The sequence below is a fragment of the Anaerolineales bacterium genome (genome assembly GCA_015075625.1).
Lineage (GTDB): Bacteria > Chloroflexota > Anaerolineae > Aggregatilineales > UBA2796 > UBA2796.
Genome location: JABTTZ010000001.1, coordinates 1,309,458 through 1,334,797, shown reverse-complemented (window position 1 = coordinate 1,334,797; position 25,340 = coordinate 1,309,458). Strand labels below are relative to the sequence as shown.

The 25,340-nt window shown below is 58.5% G+C and carries 21 protein-coding genes; 13 read left to right on the top strand and 8 right to left on the bottom strand.

Annotated elements, in window-relative coordinates; translation table 11 throughout:
* Positions 1–81: 81 nt before the first annotated feature.
* The gene (locus HS103_05590; GenBank protein MBE7512274.1) at positions 82–2,478 is read right to left on the bottom strand and encodes a hypothetical protein; all 2,397 of its coding nucleotides are present in this window, start codon (positions 2,476–2,478) and stop codon (positions 82–84) included.
* 174 nt (positions 2,479–2,652) lie between these two features.
* Here HS103_05590 and HS103_05585 point away from each other — a divergent pair, with 174 nt between their 5' ends.
* The 8 genes from HS103_05585 (at position 2,653) to def (ending at position 13,671) form a co-directional block, all read left to right on the top strand.
* Positions 2,653–3,414 (top strand): ABC transporter ATP-binding protein, encoded by a 762-nt coding sequence (locus HS103_05585; GenBank protein MBE7512273.1) that lies wholly within the window; start codon positions 2,653–2,655, stop codon positions 3,412–3,414.
* Positions 3,411–6,014, top strand: a complete 2,604-nt coding sequence (locus HS103_05580; GenBank protein ID MBE7512272.1) for an FtsX-like permease family protein — start codon at positions 3,411–3,413, stop codon at positions 6,012–6,014. Before HS103_05585 ends, HS103_05580 begins: the two co-directional genes overlap by 4 nt.
* A gap of 12 nt (positions 6,015–6,026) precedes the next feature.
* Positions 6,027–7,277, top strand: a complete 1,251-nt coding sequence (locus HS103_05575; GenBank protein MBE7512271.1) for an MFS transporter — start codon at positions 6,027–6,029, stop codon at positions 7,275–7,277.
* Positions 7,278–7,410: 133 nt separating this feature from the next.
* Positions 7,411–10,503 carry a hypothetical protein gene (locus HS103_05570; protein MBE7512270.1) on the top strand — a complete coding sequence of 1,031 codons (3,093 nt, stop codon included), beginning with the start codon at positions 7,411–7,413 and terminating at the stop codon, positions 10,501–10,503.
* 105 nt (positions 10,504–10,608) lie between these two features.
* Complete coding sequence (locus HS103_05565; protein MBE7512269.1) at positions 10,609–11,553, top strand: histone deacetylase; 945 nt, start codon at positions 10,609–10,611, stop codon at positions 11,551–11,553.
* A 51-nt stretch (positions 11,554–11,604) separates the two neighbouring features.
* On the top strand, positions 11,605–12,357 hold the full coding sequence (locus tag HS103_05560) for an XRE family transcriptional regulator (GenBank protein MBE7512268.1): 753 nt from the start codon (positions 11,605–11,607) through the stop codon (positions 12,355–12,357).
* A gap of 75 nt (positions 12,358–12,432) precedes the next feature.
* Positions 12,433–13,017 carry a tetratricopeptide repeat protein gene (locus HS103_05555; GenBank protein MBE7512267.1) on the top strand — a complete coding sequence of 195 codons (585 nt, stop codon included), beginning with the start codon at positions 12,433–12,435 and terminating at the stop codon, positions 13,015–13,017.
* 60 nt (positions 13,018–13,077) lie between these two features.
* Positions 13,078–13,671, top strand: coding sequence for a peptide deformylase (def, locus tag HS103_05550; GenBank protein ID MBE7512266.1), 594 nt, complete (start codon positions 13,078–13,080; stop codon positions 13,669–13,671).
* Between the two features lie 279 nt (positions 13,672–13,950).
* Here the strand turns inward: def and HS103_05545 are convergent, their stop codons facing one another.
* Together HS103_05545 and HS103_05540 are read right to left on the bottom strand one after the other, a co-directional pair.
* On the bottom strand, positions 13,951–15,153 hold the full coding sequence (locus HS103_05545; GenBank protein ID MBE7512265.1) for a hypothetical protein: 1,203 nt from the start codon (positions 15,151–15,153) through the stop codon (positions 13,951–13,953).
* A gap of 25 nt (positions 15,154–15,178) precedes the next feature.
* Positions 15,179–15,823 (bottom strand): hypothetical protein, encoded by a 645-nt coding sequence (locus HS103_05540; protein ID MBE7512264.1) that lies wholly within the window; start codon positions 15,821–15,823, stop codon positions 15,179–15,181.
* Between the two features lie 130 nt (positions 15,824–15,953).
* Between HS103_05540 and HS103_05535 the strand changes: the two genes are divergently transcribed.
* The 4 genes from HS103_05535 (at position 15,954) to HS103_05520 (ending at position 20,058) form a co-directional block, all read left to right on the top strand.
* Complete coding sequence (locus HS103_05535; GenBank protein ID MBE7512263.1) at positions 15,954–16,520, top strand: M48 family metallopeptidase; 567 nt, start codon at positions 15,954–15,956, stop codon at positions 16,518–16,520.
* Between the two features lie 149 nt (positions 16,521–16,669).
* The gene (locus HS103_05530; protein MBE7512262.1) at positions 16,670–18,331 is read left to right on the top strand and encodes a GAF domain-containing protein; all 1,662 of its coding nucleotides are present in this window, start codon (positions 16,670–16,672) and stop codon (positions 18,329–18,331) included.
* Positions 18,332–18,340: 9 nt separating this feature from the next.
* Entirely contained in the window at positions 18,341–19,363 is a 1,023-nt protein-coding gene (menA, locus tag HS103_05525; GenBank protein MBE7512261.1) for a 1,4-dihydroxy-2-naphthoate octaprenyltransferase, read from the top strand.
* Positions 19,364–19,368: 5 nt separating this feature from the next.
* Positions 19,369–20,058: a class I SAM-dependent methyltransferase gene (locus tag HS103_05520; protein ID MBE7512260.1), complete on the top strand. Its 690-nt coding sequence runs from the start codon at positions 19,369–19,371 to the stop codon at positions 20,056–20,058.
* On the opposite strand, the gene HS103_05515 is transcribed toward HS103_05520, so the two are convergent.
* From HS103_05515 to glpK, 4 genes are all read right to left on the bottom strand, one after another.
* Positions 20,029–21,456: a hypothetical protein gene (locus HS103_05515; GenBank protein ID MBE7512259.1), complete on the bottom strand. Its 1,428-nt coding sequence runs from the start codon at positions 21,454–21,456 to the stop codon at positions 20,029–20,031. The two genes, HS103_05520 and HS103_05515, sit on opposite strands and share 30 nt — an antisense overlap.
* A 52-nt stretch (positions 21,457–21,508) precedes the next feature.
* A complete protein-coding gene (locus HS103_05510; protein MBE7512258.1) occupies positions 21,509–21,646 on the bottom strand; it encodes a hypothetical protein in 138 nt (45 codons plus the stop codon).
* Positions 21,646–22,737 (bottom strand): glycosyltransferase family 4 protein, encoded by a 1,092-nt coding sequence (locus tag HS103_05505; GenBank protein MBE7512257.1) that lies wholly within the window; start codon positions 22,735–22,737, stop codon positions 21,646–21,648. The genes HS103_05510 and HS103_05505 overlap by 1 nt, the downstream gene beginning before the upstream one ends.
* 179 nt (positions 22,738–22,916) lie before the next feature.
* A complete protein-coding gene (gene glpK, locus HS103_05500; GenBank protein MBE7512256.1) occupies positions 22,917–24,419 on the bottom strand; it encodes a glycerol kinase GlpK in 1,503 nt (500 codons plus the stop codon).
* A gap of 135 nt (positions 24,420–24,554) precedes the next feature.
* Between glpK and HS103_05495 the strand changes: the two genes are divergently transcribed.
* Positions 24,555–24,911, top strand: a complete 357-nt coding sequence (locus HS103_05495; GenBank protein ID MBE7512255.1) for a response regulator — start codon at positions 24,555–24,557, stop codon at positions 24,909–24,911.
* On the opposite strand, the gene HS103_05490 is transcribed toward HS103_05495, so the two are convergent.
* Complete coding sequence (locus HS103_05490; GenBank protein ID MBE7512254.1) at positions 24,908–25,297, bottom strand: RidA family protein; 390 nt, start codon at positions 25,295–25,297, stop codon at positions 24,908–24,910. The two genes, HS103_05495 and HS103_05490, sit on opposite strands and share 4 nt — an antisense overlap.
* Positions 25,298–25,340: the final 43 nt, after the last annotated feature.

Sequence of the window (25,340 nt, the reverse complement as noted above, 5' to 3'; positions counted from 1 at the left end):
TTGGCAAGGGGGAATTCGTTTTACTCCGATGTACCCCCCACTGAAAGGGGGTACATCGGTGGGGGAGCAGCGGGAACGAGGTTAGCGAATGGTCAAGACGCCGCCGCCGTCGGCAAGGGTTGTCCCCCCCACAGCCACCGTCACTGTGACGCCGTTTTCCGCTGCCGTGAGCGTGACCGTGTAGCCCACCCCCGCAGTCAGTCCGGTGATCAGGTGGCGGGTTGTTCCGGCAGGGGCGGTATAAGTGACCCCCTCAAAGGGTTGGCTCATCGCCACCGGAAAGAGGACAACGGTATCCTTTAGTGCCGCCCCTTCAAAGGGGCTGCCCGCTGTGCTGCGGATAAGGACGGCGGGGGCTGCCGCTGTGCCAGCATCTGCCCCTTGTAGAACATGCAAAAACCGTGCGGAATCGGTGGCGGGCGCTTCCACCACAATGCGTTCGGTCATCAGTTCGCCAGTGGCAACGGTTTCACCCACATTGTCCTGAGCGGAATCAACAAGATGCATTGTCGCCCCTTCGGGGAGCAAAGCGCTGATGAAAAGATGCTGCCCTTTCGTGGTGGTTAGGTCGGCGCTTGTGCCGCTGAGCGTTGGGGTATTGGGAAGCTGCCACCACACCCGCTTGAAGTACTGTGCGGGCGCATCGGCGCGATCATAGACGACGATCCAATCTGGTTTGAGCCAAACAATGGCACGGCTGGCGTGGCGAACGGCGGTGCTGCTCTCGTAGGTTGAATTGTAGAGATTGGTCGCGTCTCCGGCGGCATAGGTGAACACTTCATTGGCGCTGTGGAGCAAGACGCCCGGATCCCCATCATTGACGAGATTCCACTGCGAGCCGCGCTGCCAAAGGTCAATCCGCCAATCGCTGTCGTCCCGATCTGCGGGGCGTTCGTTTTGGATGGCGAGCGTATTCCGAAACTCTGAACTGGCGATTCCCTCGGCAATATTGGCATACCCAACCCGCGCTTTGGTCAGCCACTCGCCCCCTCGGTAAAACTCAAGGTGGTTTCCCTCGGCGTGCTGGTGATCAATCTCATTCCAACTGAGGTTGTAAATGAGCCATGCAGCATTGGCATCCCATCCGGTGCGGCTAAAAAGGCGCTGCATCCCCGCCGCCACATAATCGGGCGGCATCGCCGGGCGGGGGTCGGTGGGTGGCGAGGCGGCGGGGTCAAAGAGCATGAAATAGAGAATCGTTGAGCGGAAGTAATCTGCCCCCCGTGCGCGATCCACCAGTGCCGCCGCGCCGCCAGCGGGTGTGTGCATTTGTATCCAGCGGAGAGCGTTCAGCCGTGCGGCGTTTCCGGTGATCTGGTCATAGGCGCCCAGCGCCCCGAAGGCATCGATAAAATCGGCAAGGTGATAGCGTTGGGCGTCGCCATACCATGCTGGCTGATAGACTGCCGCATCTAATTCAGGATCATAGACGGTTGCCGGACTTAAAGAATGGAGGTAGGCGGTGATGAAATCATCCCAGAAGGGGTTGGCGTCGAGGTCTATCCATGCACCAGCGGTGGCGGCATCGTAGCCCGCCGTCTTTAATGCCCAGAGGAACTGAATCACATAACTTGCCGTTTGGGGGCTGTATTCAAACCCTTCGGGAAGCACACCCCCGCGCACTTCGGTGCGGGTGTTTGCCTCAAAAAGGTAGAGCCATGCACCAACGGCATTTTCCAGATAGCCCTGCAATTCCGGTGTGGAGTCAACGGGATCAAGCGCCATGGAGAGCAGCCCCAAATTGCGCATATGGGCGGCAAAATAGTTGTTGCCCGACCAGCGTACCTGTGTGCGGTTTGCCGTCAGTTCGGCGCTGCGGACAACGCCCACCGGTTCGGGGTGATGGTAGGCGCGTTCGATGATCTCTCGCCCCCAACGGGTGAACACCTTCGCAATGGTCGCCTTATCCTCGGCGCTGAGGCTAGGGTAAATCCAATCCACCGTGAGGGCAAACGCCTCCCCATACCAACGGGGGCGATCTGAATCCTCGGTAAAAAAATCGGGGTGGCGGAAGGGCGGGTAATAGCGCGAATCGGGATCGCCCGGGCAGGTGAAGTCTTCGACCTCAGCGGGACCAAGGGCGGCAATATCCATCACATGCATGAGCAGCGTTCGTGCGCGGGCGGCATAATCAGCACGGGCGGCGGCGTCGGGGTCAATCAGAGAGAGGAAGGCAAAGAGTTCGGCATAGGCTTCCGTAACATATTCACTGTAGGCACGCTGCCCACAGTCTCCGGCGGGGACGTAACCGGCGTCCATATCCTGTTTGGCGCGTTCGGCAGCGGGCAGGAGTCCCTCGGCATAGAAGGGATTTGTGGAGACCGCCCACTGTTGAAGGCGGGCGACATCGGCTGGACGCAGCCACAGGCGGGGGTGATCGCCCTGAGGGGCGGCAGCGACGGGGACGCCACCCCCCGCCATGTTTAGAATCAGGGCAAGGGTAACTAGGCTAAGGATGAGAAAACGTGGCGAACGCATAAGAGTCCTTTTGGGGCTTGATTGGTGTGATTGAAGCAACCCTGTGAAGTCTACTCTGAATTCTGGAACACATTACGAATGGTCATTTTGTCCCTGTCTTCTGTACAATTTTGACCAAGCAATCCTTCTATCCAGCCATCCGAAAGACCAACCATGACCCCACGCTCCAACACGATGACACCACACCCGCAGCAGGGGAGTGTCACGCCCGCTACGCCCATTATCCGTCTGGTTGATGTGACAAAACAGTATGAGGAGGCGGGCATCCAGCGGACGATTCTTCACGCCGTGACGGGGCAGTTTTGCACGGGCGATTTCGTTGTGCTGTTAGGCAAAAGTGGGAGCGGGAAAAGCACCCTCTTAAACTTGATTGGGGGCATTGACACCCCCACCAGCGGCGACATCTGGATCAAAGACACACGGATCACCCACCTGAGCGAACGCCAGCTGACGCTCTTTCGGCGGGAACACATTGGTTTTGTCTTTCAATTTTTCAATCTGATTCCCACCCTCACCGCATTGGAAAATGTCAGCCTTCCCTTTGAACTGCGCGGGGAACAGCGCGGCAAAAGTGAAACACGCGCCCGCGATCTTCTAGAGCGGGTGGGGTTGGGCAAGCGCGGGGACACCTACCCAGATCGGCTTTCTGGGGGCGAACAGCAGCGGATTGCCATTGCACGGGCGCTTGTTCACGAGCCGCTGGTGATTCTTGCTGACGAGCCAACGGGCAACCTTGACGAAGAAACGGGCGAGATCGTTCTCCGCCTCCTTTTGGCATTAACCCGCGATTTGGGGCGAACACTGATCATGGCGACGCACAACCCGGAGGTCGTCCCCTTTGCCGATGTCGTCTACCACATTCACGAGGGGAAATTAATTGAGGAAACACGGGTAGCGCCCAAAGAGATCGGGGCAAAGGCGGACGGTACAGCGTGAGTGATTCTCACAGCCGGAGGAGAGGAAGGCTGCTTCCCTCGTCCCTTTGGCGGGTGATGGTGCGCTCTTTACGGCGGCGCCCTTTCCAAAGCATCATGTTCGTCCTCGGGGTGGCGCTTGGGGTGGCGATGATCGTCGCTATTGACCTTGCCAATACGAGTGCCGCCCGCGCCTTTGGCATCTTCACCGAGAGTCTGACGGGGCGGACAACCCATCAGATTGTGGGCAGTTCAACGGGCGTCCCCGCTGCCTTGTATAAACGGCTGCGCGTTGGGATGGGGCTGCGCGAGGTTGCTCCCGTCGTCACCGCCTATGCCGCCGCGCTGGAACTTGATGGGCAGCCCCTGCGCGTGTTTGGCATTGACCCCTTTGCTGAAGCGCCATTTCGGGGCTACCTTGACCTCGGCGCGAGCCGCAACGCCAGCACAGCGAGCATCGCCGCCTTCCTAACCACCCCCAACACGGTATTCATGGTGGAGGCGTTGGCGGCACAATATGGGCTGAAGGAAGGGGATACCTTCACCCTTCGCTATGGGACGGATCGCCATACAGTGATCATCGCCGGACTCCTTCAGCCCACCGATGAGGTCTCTGCGCAAGGGCTGCAAGACATGCTGATCACAGACATCAGCACAGCGCAGGAAATTCTGAACATGGGAGACGCCCTGACGACAATTGATCTGATCATTCCCGAAGGGGCGGCGGGCGAGGCGACCCTCAGCGAACTACGCAGTATTCTCCCCAATGGGGTGATCCTCCAGCCCGCCGCCGCACGGGGAAACGCCATTGGGCAAATGACTGGCGCATTCAACCTCAGCCTGACAGCGCTCTCCCTTTTGGCACTGGTGGTGGGGATGTTCCTCATCTACAACACGGTGACCTTCTCCGTCGTCCAGCGCCGCCCAATCTTTGGCATTCTGCGGGCGCTTGGCGTCACCCGACGGCAAATTTTTGCGATGATCCTCATGGAGGCGGCGATCCTCTCGGCATTGGGGGCGCTCATCGGCTTGGCAGCGGGTATCGTCATGGGGCGGTTAGCGGTCAGCCTTGTCACGGCGACAGTGAGCAGCTTGTACTTCACAGTGAACGTGCGCGGCGTGGATGTCTCCGCTCTGACCCTCATCAAGGGCTTGGGGATCGGCATTACGGCAGCGCTTTTGGCAGCGCTTCTCCCCGCGTTAGAGGCGACGACGACACCCCCCGCCGGGACGTTTAAGCGCAGCACGATTGAATCGAAAGTCCGCCGCCTGATTCCCACCCTGACAGCGGCGGGGATCGGCGCGATCCTCGGCAGTTTCATCCTGCTGACAGGGGTGCAGTTGGCGGTGAGCTTTGCCGGATTGTTCGGGATCATCCTCGGTTTTGCCTTGCTCACGCCGCTCATTGCGCTGGTGGCAATGACGGCGATCCGCCCACTGACGGGGCGTTTGGCGGGCGTATTAGGGCGGATTGCCCCGCGCAACATCGTTCGTTCGCTCTCGCGCACCTCGGTAGCAGTGGCAGCGTTGATGGTCGCCGTCTCGGTGATCGTTGGCGTCAGCGCGATGGTAGGGAGCTTTCGGGGCGATGTCGAAGTGTGGCTGACGAACACTATCCGCGCCGATGTGATTGTCGGACCGCCCTCCATTTCGGCAACGCGCCAAGATGTCCCCGTTGATCCAGAGATCGCCCGCATCATTGCCCAGACACCGGGAATCAGCCGTGTGGGGGTCGTCCGCCATATGGATGTGATCCGCCTAGGTGACCCGCTGCCCGCCTATCTGACGGTGATTGACATTGATATTTCGGAGGGGCGGCGGCGCTTTGTCTGGGCAATTGGCGATTACGATCAGGTGTGGGCGGCGATGGGCGAGGGGGCGGCAATCCTCAGCGAAACCTTCGCCCGCCAACGGGGAATCCCCATTGAGGCGGGGCAAAGCGTGACGCTCATGACGGATAAGGGCGCTCATACCTTCCCCGTTGCCGGCGTCATGTATGATTACGGTGGCGATCAGGGGACGATCATGATCCGTATGCCAATCTTTCATCGCTTATATAAGGATCGCATGATCTCCAACGCCGCGGCCTTTGTTGAGCCGGGGGCGGATGTTGCGACGGTGATTGATCGCCTTCGGGCGGCGTTTGCCGGCAGATACGAGGTCAATGTCACTTCCAATCAGGCGCTGCGGGAGAGCGTGTTGGTCATTTTTGATCAGACCTTCGCCATTACGACAGCGCTCAATATGCTGGCAACGGTTGTCGCCTTCATTGGGATTCTCTCGGCGCTCTCCGCGCTTCAATTGGAGCGCACTCGCGAATTTGGGACGATGCGGGCAAACGGGATGACACATGGGCAGTTATTTCGGGTAACTCTTCTGGAAACGGGTTTGATGGGGCTGATTGCTGGCGTTATGGCTGTGCCGGTGGGGAGCGTCCTTGCCTGGGTGCTGGTTTATATCATCAATGTCCGCAGTTTTGGCTGGACACTCACCCTCCAACTGCGCCCTGAGTTTTATCTACAGGCGTTGGTCGTGGCGCTGGTGGCAGCCCTCTTAGCCGGACTGTATCCCGCCTTCCGCATCGGACGGATTCAGCCAGCAGTTGCCGTGCGTTCGGAGTGATCTCAAAAGGTTATGACCAACCAACATACTACCGCCTGGATCGCCCTTCGTTACCCCGCCCTGCGGCGGATGGTGATCGCCCAATTCATCTCTACTGGGGGCAATTTCATGCAGTTTGCGGCGGTGAATTGGCATGTCTACCTTTTGAGCGGGAAAGACCCCTTAGCGCTAGGGTTGGTGGGGCTGGTGCGGGTTGTGCCGATCATCATCTTCTCACTGCTTGGCGGCGTCATTGCCGATGCGCTGGATCGCCGCCGCCTGATGATTCGTACCGAGATCACCATGACTCTCACCGCGGGGGGGTTGGCGCTGTTGACCCTGACAGGGAATGCCACGCTGTTCAGTGTCTACCTGTTTACGGCGCTCCTCGCCGGAATTAACGCCTTTGACCGTCCGGCGTGGTCGGGGATTCTCCCCAACCTTGTCCCCGGCGACCACACCGCGAACGCTATCCGCTTGAACAGCGTCTCCTTCCAGACGAGCGCCGTTGTTGGACCCATCGTTGCTGGGCTGCTCCTTACCGCAATAAATCCCGGCGTCCTTTACCTGTGCAACGCGCTCAGCTTTATTCCCGTCGTGTGGGTGCTGCTCCGTGTGCGGCTGCCCAAGATAAAAGGCGAAAAACAAGAGGTAAGCCTCCGCGCCTTCACCGATGGGCTGCGCTTCATCCGCAGCCAACCGCTGATTTGGTCATCAATGCTGCTGGATTTCTTCGCCGCCTTCTTTTCCTCGGCAATGGCGCTCTTGCCCGTCTATGCCAGCGACATTCTGAAGGCGGGCGAGGCGGGCTATGGTGTCCTCTACGCGGCGGCAAATATTGGGGCGCTGTGTGGGGCGTTGTTGGTGGCGCAATGGGGGAGAAAGCTGCGGCAGCAAGGCAAGGCAATGCTGGCAGCGGTGGCGGTCTACGGCATGGCAACCATCCTCTTTGGCGTTTCCGAAGTCTTTTGGCTGTCGTTCATTGCTTTGTTCATCACTGGCTTAGCTGATTCGATCTCTGTTGTCGTGCGGAACACGCTGCGCCAATTGCTGACACCCGACAACATGCGCGGACGGATGCTTTCAATCAACATGATCTTCTTTTTGGGGGGTCCCCAATTGGGGGAGTTGGAGGCGGGCGTCATGGCGCGGGTGGTCAGCCCCGTCTTTTCGGTGGTCAGCGGGGGGGTGGGAACGCTGATTGCCCTTGGGGTGATTGCCGCCACCGTCCCCACCTTGCGGGCATACCGTGAACCACCCAAAGCCATCTCCCCGACGGCATAGATTTCCAGCCTTCTAAGGCTAAAAATAGCTAAAAATAAAGATAAGGGTGCTTGTGTCGCCCTCTATTTGATGCTATCCTACTTTTAATTAGGGATTCTCATTAATCCTAATGTTGAATCAATGAGGCATCATCATGAAATCATTCATCCGTACCGTTATTTTAATCACCCTTTGCTCACTCATCCTCGTTTTTCCTCTCATCGGGACACGCGCCCAAGACGATGGTTGTAACGATCTGGTGATCAAGGCGTTGGAAACAACCAGCGCAAACTGCCTTGATATTGGACGCGGCGAGGCGTGCTATGGCAATGTGAAACTTTCTGCCGAAGCCCGCGACGATGTTCCTACCGATCAATTTGTCTTTAACCAACCGAAAGATCGGGTAAAGGTTGAGACGATCAAAACACTGAAAATGAACCCCCTTGACCTGACCACAGCGGAATGGGGCGTTAGCTACATGCGGATTCGAGCGAATCTCCCCGACACCGCCGCCGGACAGTTCGTGACTGTCCTCATGTTTGGGGATACCCAAGTGCGCGATGCCTCGGTGGAATTGAACAAAGACACTGGCAGCGAAGCCCCCTACACGCCGATGCAGGCGTTTTACTTCCGCACCGGTATTGGCGACGCCAAAGGTGCCGGGCAGTGTAACCAATTCCCCACCAGCGGCGTGTTGATCCAAACCCCCAAGGGCGGGCAGAAGATCAACCTTCTGGTGAACGAGGTTGAACTCAGCGTTGGCTCCACGATCCTCTTAGAATCCCCTGGCGAGCCGGAAACCCTCGGAGAACTAGCCGACTCCGATGGCAAGGAAAAACCAGATAACGCGCCGTCCGAAATGCGCATCACCACCTTTGAGGGTGAGGCGAAAGTGACCGTGAACGGCGTCACAACGGTGGTTGGTCCCGGTCAGCAGGCGCGGGTGGAGTTGGACGAAAATTCGCGCCCGGTTTCCGAACCAACCACAACCGAATATCAGACAGAATCGGGCTTGAACGCGCTGATCAACCTCGTCATTGAGGCAGCCGACAAAAACCTGATCGAGTTTGAGGGGATTCCGGCGACGGCAACCCCTGCCCCAACGCCTGATCTCGCCGCCAATTCGACGGTGGTTGAGGGTGTCCTCGCGCTCAGCGGCAGCGGGCAAACGGCTGTTATTGGCGAGGGCTATACGCAACCCTTGCGGGTGCGCGTGGTGAACGCGGCGGGCAACCCCGTCAGCGGGGTTTCGGTCACCTTTAGCACGCCAAACAGTGGGGCAAGCGCCACCTTTGCCAGCACCGCCTTCCTGCCCTTAGGCGGGACGGGCGTCTTTACACGGGGCGGCGGGATGGGTCTGGTGGGGGCGGGCAATACGGCAACCGTCCTCAGCGGGGCGGATGGCGTTGCCACCTCGCCACTGCTCATCGCTAATGATACGCCCGGCACATTCACCGCTACGGCACAGGATGCACTTAGCGGCGCTCAGACGAGCTTCACCCTGACGAACATGAGCAGCAATGCCGTCGCGTCCGTCACCCCCACTGGCGGAAGCGGGCAAAGCACGACGGTGAACAGCACGTTTGCCGGCGCGTTGACCGTCCGCGTGGCAAATGCCAGCGGATCGCCCCTTTCGGGGATTGCCGTTGTCTTTTCTGCGCCTACGGGCGGGGCAAGCGGCGTCTTTAACACAACGGGGACAGCCAGCCAGACGGTGGTGACGAACATCAACGGCATTGCCCAAAGTTCACTCTTTACGGCGAATGGGACGGCGGGATCGTACAGTGTGATCGCCTCGGTAGGCACAATCAGCGGGTTCTTCTCGCTGACGAATACGCCAGCCGGCAACCCTGTGCCATCCATCTCCAGCCTTTCGCCAGCAAACACAGACGCAGGGTCAAATGGCTTTGACCTGACCGTTTACGGATCGAATTTCGTCGCCGGTTCGGTGGTGCGTTGGAACGGCTCAGACCGCACAACAACCTTCATCAACAGCGGTCAGCTTAGCGCGACGATTTTGGGCGGCGATGTGGCGTCTGTAGGCACGGCGACAGTGACCGTGTTCAACCCGGCACCGGGCGGCGGCATCTCGAACGGCGTCACCTTCACCATCGATGGTCCGCCGAACCCTGTCCCGACACTTTCCAGCATTACTCCGACGAATGCCACAGCCGGGACGGGCGGCTTCACGCTGACCGTCTACGGAACGGATTTCATCCCCGGCTCGGTAGTGCGTTGGAATGGATCGAATCGGGGGACAACCTACGTCAGTGACACAGAGTTGACGGCTTCAATCTCGGCAGCCGATATAGCGGCGGCGGGGAACGCTACGGTGACGGTCTTTACGTCCGCACCGGGCGGCGGCACATCGAATCCGGCACTGTTCACGATTGATCCCGCCCCGAACCCGGTGCCGAACCTTTCGACCATCTCCCCGAACAGCGCCACCGCCGGAGCAAGCGGCTTCACCCTGACGGTGAGCGGCTCAAACTTCATCCCGGGCTCAGTGGTACGCTGGAATGGCAGCGCACGGGGGACAACCTATAACAGTTCGACGCAGCTTACGGCGTCTATCCCCGCCAGCGATGTGGCGTCCGCTGGCAGCGCGACAGTGACCGTCTTTAACCCCGGACCCGGTGGCGGCATTTCTGGCGGAGCAACCTTCACCATCAACCCGCCGCCGAACCCTGTCCCCGCGCTCTCTGGCATTTCGCCAAGCAGCGCCACAGCGGGCGATCCGGGCTTCACGCTGGTTGTTAATGGCTCAAACTTTGTTCTGGGGGCTGTCGTCAACTGGAACGGCAGCGGACGAGGGACAACCTTCATCAACAGCGGGCAGTTGGAGGCATACATTTCCGCCGCCGACATCGCCAATGCAGGGGCGGCATCGGTGCGGGTGTTCAATCCGGGTCCGGGGGGTGGGCTTTCCAATGCGGTGAACTTCACCATCAACCCCGTGCCGCCGCCGCCGCCAACGCTTTCGGGGCTTTCGCCAAGTGATGCCACTGCTGGCGATGGTGATTTCACCATGACCGTTACCGGGGCAAACTTCATCCCCGGCGCCACCGTGCTGTGGGATGGGGCAGGGCTGCCGACGACGTGGATCAACAGCACCACGCTGCAAGCCAGCGTCTCGGCAGAGCGGATCGCCAATCCGGGGTCGGTGACGATCACGGTGGTGAATCCAAATCTCCCCCCCGGACAGGGCATCTCCAACCCGCAGTCCTTCAGCATCTACGGGGAATAGCGGGGAATCTCATGGTGGGGCGTAAAGGTGGGTACGCCCCTGTCTAACTCGTTTTCGAGGCGCATCCACCTGTGCGCCTCATTTTTTAGCTAATAAGCTGATACCATGCCTTACGATCCACAGATTATTTACACCCCCGCTTACGACATTCATTTTTATGGCATCGAGAAGATGCACCCCTTTGACACGCGAAAATATAGCCGCGCCTATGCGCTGATGCGGGCTGCCTGCGGGGAATCCCTCCTCCGGCGGACGCGCCGCCCCCTTGCTCCGGCGAATCGCGCCGATTTGCTCACCGTCCACAGCGCCGACTACCTTCGCTCACTGCGTTCCTCGCGGCAGATCGCCCGCATTGTCGAAATGCCTATCCTCGCCCGCCTGCCGCAGCCGCTGCTCTATTTGCGCGTACTGCGCCCCATGTTATGGGGGGTGGCGGGGACGATGTTGGCGACAGACCTAGCTTTTCAAGCCGGAATCGCGGTGAACCTCTCTGGCGGCTACCATCACTGTCACCGTGATAATGGCGAAGGCTTCACCATTTTCTCGGATATTGGGATCGCCATTCACCACGCCCGCCACAGCGGACTCTTGCCGCCGGAGAAAAAAGTCTTGATCATCGATCTGGATGCCCATCAGGGAAATGGGCATGAACGGATTTTTGCCAACAATCCATCGATCTACATCTTCGATATGTATAATATGGATATTTACCCGCGTGATAGCAGCGCCCGCGCCCGCATTGATTGGGATATTCCGCTGCTCTCCGGCTGTGAAGGGCGGGACTATCTGCGCACCTTGAAAGCGGCGCTGCCGAAGGCGATTGCGGCGGCGGGGGATGTGGGCTTGGCACTGTACATTGCCGGGACGGATGTTTACGAACGGGACTTACTGGGACGGATGCGGCTTGACGATGATGAGGTCGTCGCCCGTGATCAGTATGTGTTCCAAACGCTGCGGGCAGCGAACATCCCCTGTGTGATGACGCTTGGCGGTGGCTACAGCCGCGAAAGTTATCAACTCATTGCACGGAGTGTCATGACTTTGCTCTGATGATGGTATAATGCCCATCAATTTCCGCACCGTCAAAGGGGATCGTGAATCATGGGCGATTTTTCCGATGTCAGCGCCAAACTGAAGCAAAAACGTGCCGAAAAACTGGGGTTGATTGCGCCGGAAGACCGCAACTATGCGGAACTGCACCTCGTCCGCGCCCGCATCCTCGGCGTGCTGCTGCGTGATGCACGCATAGCAGGGGGGAAAACGGTGGCGGAAATGGCGGAAACGCTGAAGGTTGCCGAAGGGACGGTCAGCGCGTGGGAGTTTGGCGAGTTGTCACCCAGCCTTCCCCAGTTGGAGGTGATTGCCTATGTATTCGATATTCCGGTCAGCCATTTTTGGAATAACGAGATCAGCAGCACCGCCGGACAAAAACCCCCCGTCCCGATGGAGGATTACAGCACCATTCGGGATCGCGTCATTGGGGCGCGGCTGCAATTGGCACGGCAAGAGGCACGGCTGAGCCACGCCGAACTCGCCGTCCTCTCCGGCGTCAGCCCCGACCATATCGCCTATTACGAGACAGGGGCGGCGTCAATTCCCTTTCCCGAACTGACCAGCCTTGCCAACGGCGTTAAACGCTCCGTGAGCGATTTTCTGGAAGGCAGCGGGCGGGTTGGGGCGTGGCTGCGGATGCAAGAGCAGTATGATCGCTTTCAGGACTTACCAGAGGAACTACGGACGTTTGTTTCGCAAAGGAAGAATCAGCCCTATTTGGAGATCGCCCTTCGGCTGAGCAAGCTGGATAACAGCGCCTTGCGGACAATTGCCGAGTCGATTCTCGATATTACGCTCTAAGGGGCAGGCGAAGCGGACGGCGATCTCGTCTCTCTCACTACACGAAATCATCATTTAGAGGAACAACAGTACCCTATGACCAGCGCAGCCGATTTGCAAAAACAAGGCGTAGAGATGTTCATGCAGCGCGATTATGAAGCCGCTGCCGACCTTTTTAAACAGGCGAAAAGCGCTTATGAAGCGGAAGGAAAAGCCGATCTCGCCGCTGAGATGCAGGTGAATCTCGGTCTGATTGACCGCACACTGGGCAATTATGAAAGCGCCGTGAACGCCATGAACGAGGCGCGAAAGGTATTCGTAGAGATTGCCGATCAGAGCCGCGAAGCACAGGTGTTGGGCAATCTCGGCGGCGTTTATTTGGCGCAGGGGAACAGTGAGCAAGCGCTCACCTACTACCGCGAGGCAGCGGATACCTTCCGCGATCTGAAGGACACCGAACGCTATGGGCAAACGCTCCTCGCCATTGCTGAAATCCAGATGAAGGGCGGGAAGCTGATGCAGGCGGCGGCAACCTATGAGGTGGCGCTGGACAACATTGCCGAACTGAACCTTCGCCAAAAAGTGATGCGCAGCCTGATTGGGCTGAAAAACCGCCTGACGGGGACGGGTGTTCCTAAAGAGGATACTTCAACGGACACCTCGCCAACGGAGAAACACTAACCCCACTGGGATAAACCTCATGGGGCTATTTGAGGATATTGGGGAAAAGGACTGATCGCTGTGCCTGTTCGGAAAATTTTAACTCTCAGCAAAGCGGAGAAAATGCTCCGCACACGCTCTGAGCCTGTCAAGAAAAATGATCGCGAATTGAAGGGGTTGATCGCTGATATTAAGGCGACCATTTTGGCGAACCCGGCGGTTGGCTTGGCGGCGGTACAAATTGGCGTTCTGAAGCGCGTTTTCGGCGTCCGGCTCACCTATCATCCCAACCAACCGGATGAAGAAATGATGCCCCCGACGGTTTTCATCAATCCCGAAATTGTCGCTAAAAGCAGTGAAATGGAGAACGACAGCGATGCCTGCCTGAGCATCCCAGGGCTGGTGGGATATACAGATCGTCACCTGCGCCTGACCCTTCGCTATACGGACGAAGAAGGCGCTCAACACGAGCAGCCTTTTGAGGGGTGGGATGCCCGCGCCATTCAGCACGAGATGGATCACCTTGATGGAATCCTGTTTTTGGATCGGCTTAAAACCCTAGATGATTTGTATGTCTATGTGCGCGGCGAAGATGGTGAGGTTCAGCAAGTTCCCTATACAGAGGCGGTCAAGCAAGCCGAGCAGAACATCGACACCAGCAAGCCGAAGATTTAAGGGCTTGTCCGAGAACGAGTCGTTCGTCAGGAAGATAGCGAAAGTATCCCCCCGCATCGCCTCTCCGTAGAGGCGACCCCGTGTGGTCGCCCGCCGCTAAAGCAGCGGGCGGAAAGCAGCCACCCCTATGAGGCTTAGAAGGCAAAGTGTTTTGTATTTAAGCCCCAGCGGGGTGATCATCCCTAGCGCGTGGGCTTTAGCCCCGCGCCCCCGCTTTCTCCCCGTAGACGGAAAGGGGTAGGGGGGGATAGGGTTCAGCGCGTCCGCGCTCCGTCACAATCAACGGTAGGTATAGCACGACCAGTTATAGGCTGCCGTCGATTTTTGCTGATCTTGAATCGCCAGTGCATAGGGGTCTTTGTAGGTCACCTGACAAATCCGGCTGAAATCAAGCTGGCTGAGGGTGAACGCAACTTGCCCAGTCTGGTTGTTTGTGCATACCCAGTCTCGATCCCCATTTGCCAAGCGGACGCCATAGCCCTGATTGTTGCAGTACCACTCCACCTGAAATTCACCGAGGCGCGTTAGGCGGGGGATGGGCGTGGGCGAAGGGAGCAAGAAGGGCGTTGCCGTTGGGAACAGCCCGGCGTTATTCACATAACAGCCCCACCGGTAGCCCCCCAAGACGCGATCAAACGCTTCCCGCGTGGCGAAGGCACGCGGATCGTTGAACTGTGTCCGGCAGAGGGCGGTAAATTCATTCTGACGGATGTAAACGGCGGTGTTCGTTGTACCCGGGAACAGGCACGCCCACTCTTGCCCGTTGACAAAGCCCGTCCAATAACCCTGTGGGGTGCAAAACACATCGGGGCGTGCCTCCCCCACCCGAACAATCCCGGGCACAGGCGGCGGGGCAGGCATATAGCATGACCAGTTGTACGCCTCTGTTGCCTGCTGCTGATCCTTCAGGGCAAACGCCTGCGGGTTGCTGTATGTCCGTTGGCAGATGGCGTTGAAATCGTTCTGCCCCAATACAAAGGTGATTTGCCCATTTTGCGGATTCGTACACGCCCAGTCGCGGTTGTTATTCGTCAGCATGACGCCGTTTCCGCGTTCGTTGCAATACCATTCCACCTGAAACGTCCCTAACCGTGTTGGGATGGGCGTTGGCGTTGGCGTCGGCGGGATGATATTCACATAGCACGACCAGTTATAGGCGGGCTGCGGCTTTCCCTGATCGCGCAGGGCATAGGCACGGGGATCACGGTAGGTTGCCTGACAGATTGCGTCAAAATCGACCTGTGTGAGCAGAAATGCCGTCTGTCCGTTGGGGTGCGTACATGCCCAATCAGCTTGATTGTTCAGGATGGTGACGCCCAACCCGCGTGCATTGCAATACCACTCCACCTGAAATTCACCGAGGCGCTGAGGGATACCCTGTGAGGCAGCACGGGGGACGCCCAGCACAAACACCCCGATCAGGATCACAACCAGCCCAACAAGCAATAAGGCACGGGGAATAAGCGTGTGTGTGGTGCGCATAGTGGGTTCTCTCACAGTCGATAGATTAGCGCTTATAGCTGCGATCTAACGGATTCACGTAACTGGTTTCTTCATCACGTTGGCTTTGGCGCAGCGAATCCATCGCCGTATTGATCTCAAGATTCAAATCGCGGGGGCGGGGAACAATAAACACAAACCCTTGATCACGGGGGGAGAGCAGAAACCGATTCAGGCGGCGGTAAATCGTCTTTTCCGGCAGCGGAAACTCGCTGACGATCATCTCTAAGGCAAGCTCGCCTGACAGGGGTTTGATAAACGTCCGATCCCGCCCTTTGATCTCTTTGGGAGCGAACACCTCGGAAACCTTCACCGGTTTCGTCGTGTTGATGCGTCCATAGGCAACGGCAACACGGGCATTGGCGGCGTTGATCAAAATGTAATCCGGTTGGCACTGCACATAGGCGCGGCGCTTTTCCATGATCGAGGCGGCAAGCAGCGCACAGCCAATGACCACCGCCACAAGCCCCACTGTTGAAACAGTATCCCCGCTGATGAACGCCCCACGCCCAAAGACATCGGGGACAAAGCGCGGCAGTTGTGCCATAATGCCCATCACCAAAAGTAATAGCGCTGCCGGACGGTAGCGGTTAGAAACCATTCGGTAGACCAACAGCGGGTGTTTTTTGCCGTACCCATCTTTGACCGCCATAACAACCCCCTCCCCTAGACCAATAAATCCGCAAAAGATGCTTAACTATAGCGCAAGGATGCTCAACCTGCCCGAAGGCGCGTCTCCCTATTTTCACTATAATCAAGACCATCAATTAGGAACACACGTTATGCCCACCTTTGAAACCGTGATTGATGTATCGGGCGAGCAAATCACCATTCAGGTCAGCCCTGATGGACGGCTGAAAAAGACTGCCCGCTGGAAGCTCCATGAAGGCGTTGTCAAACTGCGTGTGCCGCCGCACCTTGTCAAAAAAGATATTGATTTGATCATCGAACGCATCCAAACAAAGATCACCCGTAAGCGCCGCCGTGTCGATAACTACACCGATGAAACGCTCAGCCGCCGCGCTAACGAGATCAACGCGCTCTACTTTGGTGGGGAATTAGCCTGGCGTTCCATCCGTTGGGTCGATAACATGGCGCACCGCCTCGGTAGCTGTACGAACGGTGGTCCGAGCGATGGCGATATTCGACTCAGCAGCCGGATCAAAAATTACCCTGATTACGTGGTTGATTATGTGATCGCCCATGAACTATGTCACCGCAAATATCCTAACCACAGCGCCGCCTATTGGGACTACCTTGCCCGCTATCCCCACACCGAAAAAGCAAAAGGGTTTATTGAAGGCGTCTTTTTTGCCTCAGGGGGCGACCCAAACGCCGCCCTTGATTAAACACCGTTCCCTTTTAGCCTTCTCACGTCGTCTTGGGGCGTGCCGTGTGCGCCCCTGCTGCCCTTCTCTTTCCACCCCCTCGCCGCTAATTTGTGCTACACTGTTTACGATTTCTGTATAACTTTTTTACAGGTTGCGGACGGCTAACGATGACCCCAGTTACCGATAAAAAACGGGAGACCCATGAGCGCGAGGCAGCGCTTGTCCAAGAGGTCAAGCGCCAAACCGGGCAGCTAGACGCCATTCGCAATGTAATCACGGCGGCGGCGAACTCCCCCGATCTGCGGGAAACCCTCGGTGCGGCGCTGGACGCCGCGCTGACTGTTGTCCCCCTAGAGGCTAGTGCGATCACCCTCATTGATCGGGCGACGGGCGAACTCGTCATGCAAGCGCAGCGCGGGCTAAAGCTCGATTTCACCTCAACGCCGATGCGCCTGAAAGCTGGCGAGGGGATTTCCGGGGAGGTGATTCGGACGGGCGAACCGGTCATTCTTGGCGACCCAACCGCTGATTCCCGTTTAGCGGTGCGGGCGTGGTCGCAAGAGAACGTCCAAGCGATGGCTCTTATCCCCATGCGGGCGCGTGGCGAGGTGATCGGGATTCTAAGCGTGATGAGCCATGAACCGCACCCCTTCACCCCTAGCGAGATTCGCACCCTCCGCGTCATTGCCGATCAGGTTGGGCTTGCCATTGATAACGCCCGCCTTTACGACACGGTGCGCGTCCAGCGCAGCCGCCTAGAGGCTGTTCTCAACGCCACTGCCGATGCCATTATCGCCACCGACGACAACGGCATTATCAACCTTGTCAACAACGCGGCGGAAACATTTTTCAACCTCCCCGCCGAGTCCATGTTGGGAAAACCTCTCCGCGATGCGCCTTTTTTTCCCCCCGCCCGCGAAATGTTAGAGACGGCGCTCCACCGCGAACGCGGCGGGACGGTCATTGAACTTCCCTTTGATGATGGGCGTTACTATATGGGCTTTGCCTCGCCCGTCCTCACACCGCCCCAAGTAGATACAATTACGCCCTTCCCTAGCGATGGCTGGGTGATCGCCTTTCAGGACGTAACTCACCTAAAACGTGCCGAACAGCAGCGGGCAACCTTTGTCCAAACGGCTGCCCACGAAATCCGTAACCCGTTGGCGGTGACGCTCAGCGCCCTCCAAATGGTGCATAAAGCACTTCCCGATGAATACCGCAAAGAGCGCGAGATGATGGCGCTTGGGCTGCGCGGCGTCGGGCGTATCCAAGAACTGATCGATGATATGCTTGATCTGGAAAAAATTGACAGCGGGGTAGGGATAACCCCTACCTGGGTCGATGTGATGTCCATGATCGAGCGCTGTATGATCGACGTTCGTCCGCTCTTGGCGCAAAAGGCACAAACGCTCAACGTCGAAATCTACCCCGATATTCCCACCTATTGGGGTGATGAAAAGTGGCTGACACGAGCCCTGACGAACCTGATTAGCAATGCTCACAAATATACCCAAGAGGGTAGTTTGATCACTGTCCGCGCTGCTCAGATCAGCGTGCCGGGCAAATCCCCAGAGCTTGCCCTAGAAGTTGCCGATAACGGACCAGGCATTCCCCGCGAATCGCTGAATCAGCTGTTTGAGCGGTTTTACCGCGCACGGGGAAGCGAAGGGAAAGCGAAGGGTACAGGGTTGGGTTTATCTATTGTAAAATCAGTCGCCGAGCGTCACGGCGGCTATGTTTACGTTCACAGCGAAACCTCGGAGGCAAAGGGGCAGGGCAGTATGTTTGGTATGGTTTTACCCTACCGCGAAGCAGAAGCGTCCGCCTAAAGTATTATTATGATAGACACCACCGATTCCCCTGTGGCGCCTTCCCCCACCGATTCCAGCCCCCGCCCCCCTTCACGGGCGCGGCGGCGGCATGAGGCACGGAGCGGCGGGCGCACCCTGATGACCTTCCTTCCTAAGCCCTTGCGCCCCTGGTATCAGGCGGCGCGTCCGCGCAGCTTGCCCGCCACCTATGTGCCGCTGTTTCTCGGCGGTGCGGCGGCGTTCCTTGATGGGGTCTTTGTCGGGGACCGCTTTGCCCTTGCCCTGATCGCCGCCCTGCTCTTGCAGATCGCCTCCAACTACATCAACGAGTATGTCGATTACCAGCGGGGGACAGACGCCGAAAAGGTTGATGGCATGGGCATGGCGCTCTCGCGGGGGCTGCTCACAGCCGCACAAGTGCGCTTGGGGGCGATTGTTTCCCTTGTTGGGGCAGTCCTCATCGGTCTGTTTCTGTCCTTTACGGGAGCGCCCCAACTTTTGCTGATTGGGGTTATCGGTGTCGTGATCGTCGTTGCCTACACCGCCGGACCCATCCCCCTTTCCTACCTCGGCTTGGGAGAAATTGCCGTCTTTTTCTGCTTTGGTCCGCTTATGACGCTTGGCACGTACCTCGCCATCACGGGGACGCTCAGTTGGGCAGCCTTCCTCAGTGGCGTGCCTATCGCCTTCACCGTCACGGCGATCCTCCACGCCAACAACATGCGCGATCTCGACGTGGATCGTGCTGCCAACAAGCGCACGCTCGCCGTCCGTTTTGGGCTGCGCGGGGCGCGGATGGAATTCACCGTCCTCATCTTGGGGGGCTATGTGGCATTAGGGGCGCTCACCGTCGCCGGACTGTCGCCACTTCCGGCACTGATCGCCTTTGCCACCCTCCCTGAGGCGCTGTGGCTTGTCCGCCTGACAACCCGCACGAACAAACCGGCGCAACTTCATCAGGCGCAAGGACGCACCGCCCGCCTTCATTTTTGGTTTGGGATGGCGCAAGTGGCAGGCTGGCTGCTCTATGCCCTTATGGGGCGGCGCTAATCACGGTGATCGTCAGCGCGTGGCGGCGGCTGGTGGGCTTTGGCTTTCGCCTGCTCTACAATGAATTTGCCTTCACCTACGACGCGGTAAGCGCCCTCGTCAGCTTTGGTGAGTGGCGCTCATGGGTGAATGCCGCCATTCCCCATCTCAACGCGCCGGCGGGAGCGCCTATCCTCGAACTGGCGCACGGGACGGGACATCTCCAACTGGCGCTGCGGGCGGCGGGATACACGCCCACTGGGCTTGATCTCAGCCGTGCGATGGGGCGTCTCGCCCGCCGTAAGCTGCTTGCCCAAAACCTCCCACTCAGGCTTGTCGAGGGGCGGGCGCAGGTTTTGCCCTTCGCCCAGGGGGCGTTTGCTGCCCTCGTTTGCACCTTTCCCGCCCCCTTCATCCTCGACGCGGAGACGTTGCGAGAGGCGGCGCGTGTCCTCATCCCCGGCGGACGCTTTGTGATCGTCCCCAATGCCTCGCTCACACGTGGGGGCTTGGCACGCGAAGGGTTGGAACTTGCCTACCGCGTCACGGGACAGCGGGCGCCGTTTCCCGCCGGAATTCCCGAACGCTTTGCCGCTGCCGGGTTCACCCTCAGCCGTGCGGATGTTCCCTTCCGCCGCAGCACCGCCCATGTGCTGATTGCCACCCGTCAAGGTGAGCGATCCGACTCACCAGCCGATTCCCACCAAGCGCCCTAACGTTTGCAGGCTGTGCGCAGCCTGTGGGAGCGCAAACCACACCCACCCTAGCGCCACGACATGGAAGGTCAGCAGCACGCCCGCCGCGTAAACCAACCGCCGCCGAAGTGGACGGTCTGCCAAGCGCTGATAAAACCCCCGTGTGCGGTCACTGTAGAGTTTGTGGATGAACAGCGCCACACCATGCCAGACCCCCCACAGGAAGAAATTCACCGTAATTCCATGCCAAAGCCCAATGACAATCATCGTCGTCAGGTGGGCAGTGAGGACGACGACCTCTGGGGCGGGTTTTCGTTTGCGCGTCAGCATAAAGCGCGAGACAGGCATAAAGACATAAAACCGCGCCCATGTGCTGAGTGTGGCGTGCCAACTCTGCCAAAACTGGGTGATGTTGCTCTTTAGGTAGGGTTGGGTGAAATTTTCCGGCAGCGCCACGCCATATAAGCGGGCGATCCCAATGGCAATATCCGAATAGCCGCTGAAATCGAAAAACAAGCGGAACGCATAGGCATAGACGATCAGCCACAGGTGAAGGGGACGCTGCGCCTGCTCTGCTAACGTTGCGTTGAGCGCGATCACGGCGAGGCTGTCGGCGATCACAAACTTTTTCAGCAGCCCAACAACAATCCGCCCTACGCCCTCGATAAAACGCGGCGCATCCAACGGCGGCAGCGCCCGATAGTCCTTTGCGAAGCGTTCGGCGCGGTCTATCGGACCCGCCGTGTACGCCGGAAAAAAGATCAGGTAGGTGAGGTATTCCCGCAAGCTGAGCGCCGGAAGTTTCCCCATTTGGCGGTCTCGCAGCGTGTGGATGAGCCGAAAGGCGACATACGAAAAGCCGATCCAGCCCAAATCGCCCACCCCCGCCAATGTCAGCGGGCGTTCCCCCGCTGCCCGCAGCGATGCCGCCAAAAGCGTCGCTAAGGGATCGCTTTTTAGAACGACAAAGACGGCGACAATCCCTCCGATAAACAGCCAGAGCAAGACATTGCGGTTGACCGCCACCGCCCCCCGCACAAGGCACATGGCAAGCAGCCCCACGCCTCCCAGTCCGAGGATCACCTGAAGGATGGGCGGGGCGGGGGCGGCAAGGCGCAGCCCCTCGCCAACGGCTGCCATGAGGATCACCCACCCACCGAGAATCATACCTGTAAGGGCATCATCCCTGCTTAAGGGTGCGCTTAGGTCTGGACGAGTCAGCAGCCAAGCGAGGAACGCCGCCGCAAGAACGAGCGTAGGGAGAATGAATCCCAACGGGCGCAGTGGGGCGCGTTCTGGCTGCAACCAATAGATCGCCATCAGGCTGCCCATCAGCAGCGCCCACCCTCGCCAACGGACGGGAATCGCCCGCACAACCAACGCGCCGAGGGCAAAGATCAGAATGGTGAGAAGGGTCATCGACGGGTTGAATTCGGTGCGGCATTGGGGCGCTTAGATGTGCGCCCTCTGCCTAGAAATTTTGGTAAATCCATTGGGGGGCGCTCTCCGCTGTGACGATGATCAGCAAAATCAGCACGACGCACAGAAACAGCGCATAGAGGTTCTCACGGGTGATCAGCCGTTTCCAGAGTCCTTTTAGAAGATTCATCAGCGTCCCTCATAGACGGTTTGTTCGTAAAAGACAGTCAGCGCCTGAATTTGGGCAGCGACGGAAAAGCGCTCCTCCGCCCGCTTTTGTGCCACCCGTCCCAAACGCCCCGCCAGCCCTTCGTATTGCATCAGACGGGCGATCTGCGCGGCGAACTCCGCCGCATTCTGCGCCTCCACAAGGATACCGCAGACGTTCGTCTCAATCACCTCATGAACGCTCACGATATTTGGGGCAACAATTGGTTTGCCCGCCAGCGCTGCCCGAATCAACCCTGGGGACACCTCGCCCGCCGAGGCGACATCAACGTATACGGCTGCCTGCTCTAGGATCGCCCACTGCTCCGCTTCGCTGCGTTCGCCGCACCACACCACCGGCAAGCCCGGACGGTAGTTCATCGCCGCCCGCTGCATTGCTGATGTAAAGTTCCCGCTGCCGACCACCGCCAGATGGACATCGGGAACTTTTCGGATCAAATATTTGAGCAGTTCAAGGGCAAGCTCAGCGCGATCCAGCAAAAGCTGACTGGTCGGAAACTCTGGAGGCAGCACCATAACGATGAGCGCTCCCTCCGGCAGCCCAAGCGCCTCCCGATTGGACGATGCCTCGTCTTTGGCGGGCGCCAGCAAGCCCGGACTGATCACCGTGATCGGGTGTGGATGACGGTAGAGCAACAGGAGTGCCCGCCGGACATTTTCAAAGGGGACGGTGATCTGATCGACGCCTTGCAGCAGCACCCGATAGCGCAGGCTGCTCAATAAGTAACTGCGGGGGGTTGTCCCTCCTTCATAGCGGTAGATCGTCCCAATCAGGGGGACGCCTGCCGCCCGCGCACGTCCGGCAATGGGCAGCGCCGCTTGTTCCAAAACGTGAACGAGTTCGATCTTTTCGCGGCGGATCAGCCGTTGGAGACGAAAGATCAGGCGCGGGTCAAAGCGAAAGCGCCCCTTCAAGTGGATATCGCCAACACTGCCGCGTAAACTCGCCACAATAGGCTGAATCCGCGTCCGATCCAAGTGTGCTAAAAGAACATCACAATCGGTGCGGGCAAGCGGCGACGCGCCATTGTCCAATAAGAGTAAAACGCGCACAATACCCCGTTTCGTTCTACAGCATTTTTCAACGAGATTGACCCTCAGTGGTTGACAGCCCCGCTTATCACGATATACTTGGTGATGGGCAGGCGGTGGCGATCAAGGGAAACGAACGACGCCTGTCCTTCTTGTAAGAAGGCTGGTTGCAGTCCAACCAGTGAGGGTACTGCAATAAGCTACTCGCTTTGCTCCCACCCCCGCGAACGTTCTACCGCCCGCTGCCAACCAGCATAGAGCCGATCTCGCGTCTCCGCGCTGATTGCTGGCTCAAAGCGGCGATCCATTCGCCAATTCGTGGCAATCTCCATTGGGGATGCCCAATAGCCCACCGCCAGCCCCGCAAGATACGCCGCACCAAGCGCCGTCGTCTCGGTGACGGCGGGGCGCTCCACCGGAACACCCGTTATATCCGCCTGAAACTGCATCAGCCAATCGTTCCGTGACGCGCCGCCATCCACGCGCAGCGTTTCGAGGGAAAGTCCGGCATCGCGGGTCATCACCTCAATCACATCGCGGGTTTGATAGGCGATTGCCTCTAGGGTTGCCCGCACAATGTTCGCCCGTCCACTGCCCCGCGTCAAGCCGACAATTGTCCCCCGCGCAAAGCCATCCCAATAGGGTGCGCCCAAGCCGACGAACGCCGGAACAACGTACACGCCACCTGTGTCGGGGATGCTCGCCGCAATCTCGGCGCTCTCCGCCGCATGGTTGATCAGTTTCAACTCGTCCCGCAGCCACTGCACGGCGGCTCCGGCAATAAACACGCTCCCCTCAAAGGCATAGATTGTCGGCTGCTCTGCGCCCAAGCGCCAGCCCACCGTCGCCAACAATCCTCCGGGGGAGGGAACAGCTTTCTCCCCGACGTTCATCAGCATAAAACAGCCCGTCCCATAGGTGTTTTTCACCGTGCCGGGGGTGTAACAGGCTTGTCCAAAGGTTGCTGCTTGTTGGTCGCCCGCCACACCACAGATGGGGATCGCCGCGCTGAACAAATGCTCGTCCGTCTCCCCAAACAACCCGCTCGAAGGGCGCACCTCCGGCAAGATGGCGCGGGGGATGCGCAGCGCCGCCAACAATTCGTCGTCCCACGTTCCGCTGTGAATGTTGTAAAGCATTGTCCGGCTGGCGTTGCTAGGGTCGGTGGCGTGAACCTTCCCATTGGTTAGGTTGTAGATCAGCCACGTGTCCACCGTCCCGAAACACAACTCCCCTGCTTCTGCCCGTTTACGGGCATCGGGAACGTGATCCAAAATCCACGCCGCTTTTGTCCCAGAAAAATAAGCGTCCACGACGAGACCCGTCTTGGCACGGATCATGGGGGCGAGTCCAGCCGCTTTCAGCGCCTCACACGTTTCCGCCGTCCGCCGACACTGCCACACAATGGCATTATAAAGGGGCTGCCCCGTGCGGCGATCCCAGACAAGGGTTGTCTCGCGCTGGTTCGTCACCCCAAGCGCGGCAATCGACTCCGCCGTGATCCCTGCCCGTGCCAGCGCCTCGCCCGCCACGCCGATTTGTGTCCCCCAAATGTCCATTGGGTTATGTTCGACCCAACCGGGCTTCGGGTAAATCTGAGGGAATTCTTTCTGCGCCACACCGCGCACCTGCCCCTCGTGGTCAAAGACAATGGCGCGGGAACTGGTTGTCCCTTGATCAAGCGCTAAAACAAATTTTGACATAAAAAAACCTTTCAAAAGATGATGCGCGACCCATTTTACCCCCACATTGCCCAGACACCCCACGCCCTACCTGCACTCTCAGACTGTGCTATACTGCATACAGAGCAACCGAATACAAACAGAAAAGCAACCGACATGAGTCCAACAATCATCGTCGTCGAAGACAACCAAGATTTGTTGTTCCTTTACAGAGCGGCGTTGGAACAAAAAGGCTATACCGTCGTTGAAGCGACCAGTACTGCCAGCGTGATCGCCATGCTGGACAAGGTGATGCCCGCCTTGATCATCCTTGATATTGAAATGCCTGCCGAGACGGGCGTTGGCGTGATCGATCACCTTCGCGCCGATGAGCGCTATGCCGCTATCAGGGTCGTTGTTATTACGGCGAATGACCGCTGGCGAGAGCGCGTGGGGGACCGCGTTGATATGTTCCTCGTCAAGCCGATTGGGATCACCCAACTCCTCGATATCATCAAGGAATTGGTGAGCTAACCCTCTAGAAAAGCGTCCACTTCAATTTCCACCAAATACGTAGGGTTCACCAGTCCGGCGATGCGGATCAGGGTGGACGCCGGACGAATCTCCCCAAACACTTCGCCATGCGCTCGCATCACGCCAGCGGCGTCTTCTTCGCGGAGGATGTACAGCCGCGTCCGAACTATATCGGTGAGCGCTCCCCCTGCCTCTACCAATGCCCGCTCTATTTTTTTGAAGATATAGGCAGCTTGGGCATAGGCATCGCCCACCCCAACCGGTTGGGAATCCTCATCCGCCGCCACTGTCCCCGCCACCCAAATGTGGTTTCCCACACGTACAGCGCGGGAATAACCTACCTCGCGCTCCCACGTTGTGCCGGAGGAGATCAAGTTGTGTGCCATAGGTAATTTCGCGGCGGGGACTGTCGCCTTCAGGCGACAGAGG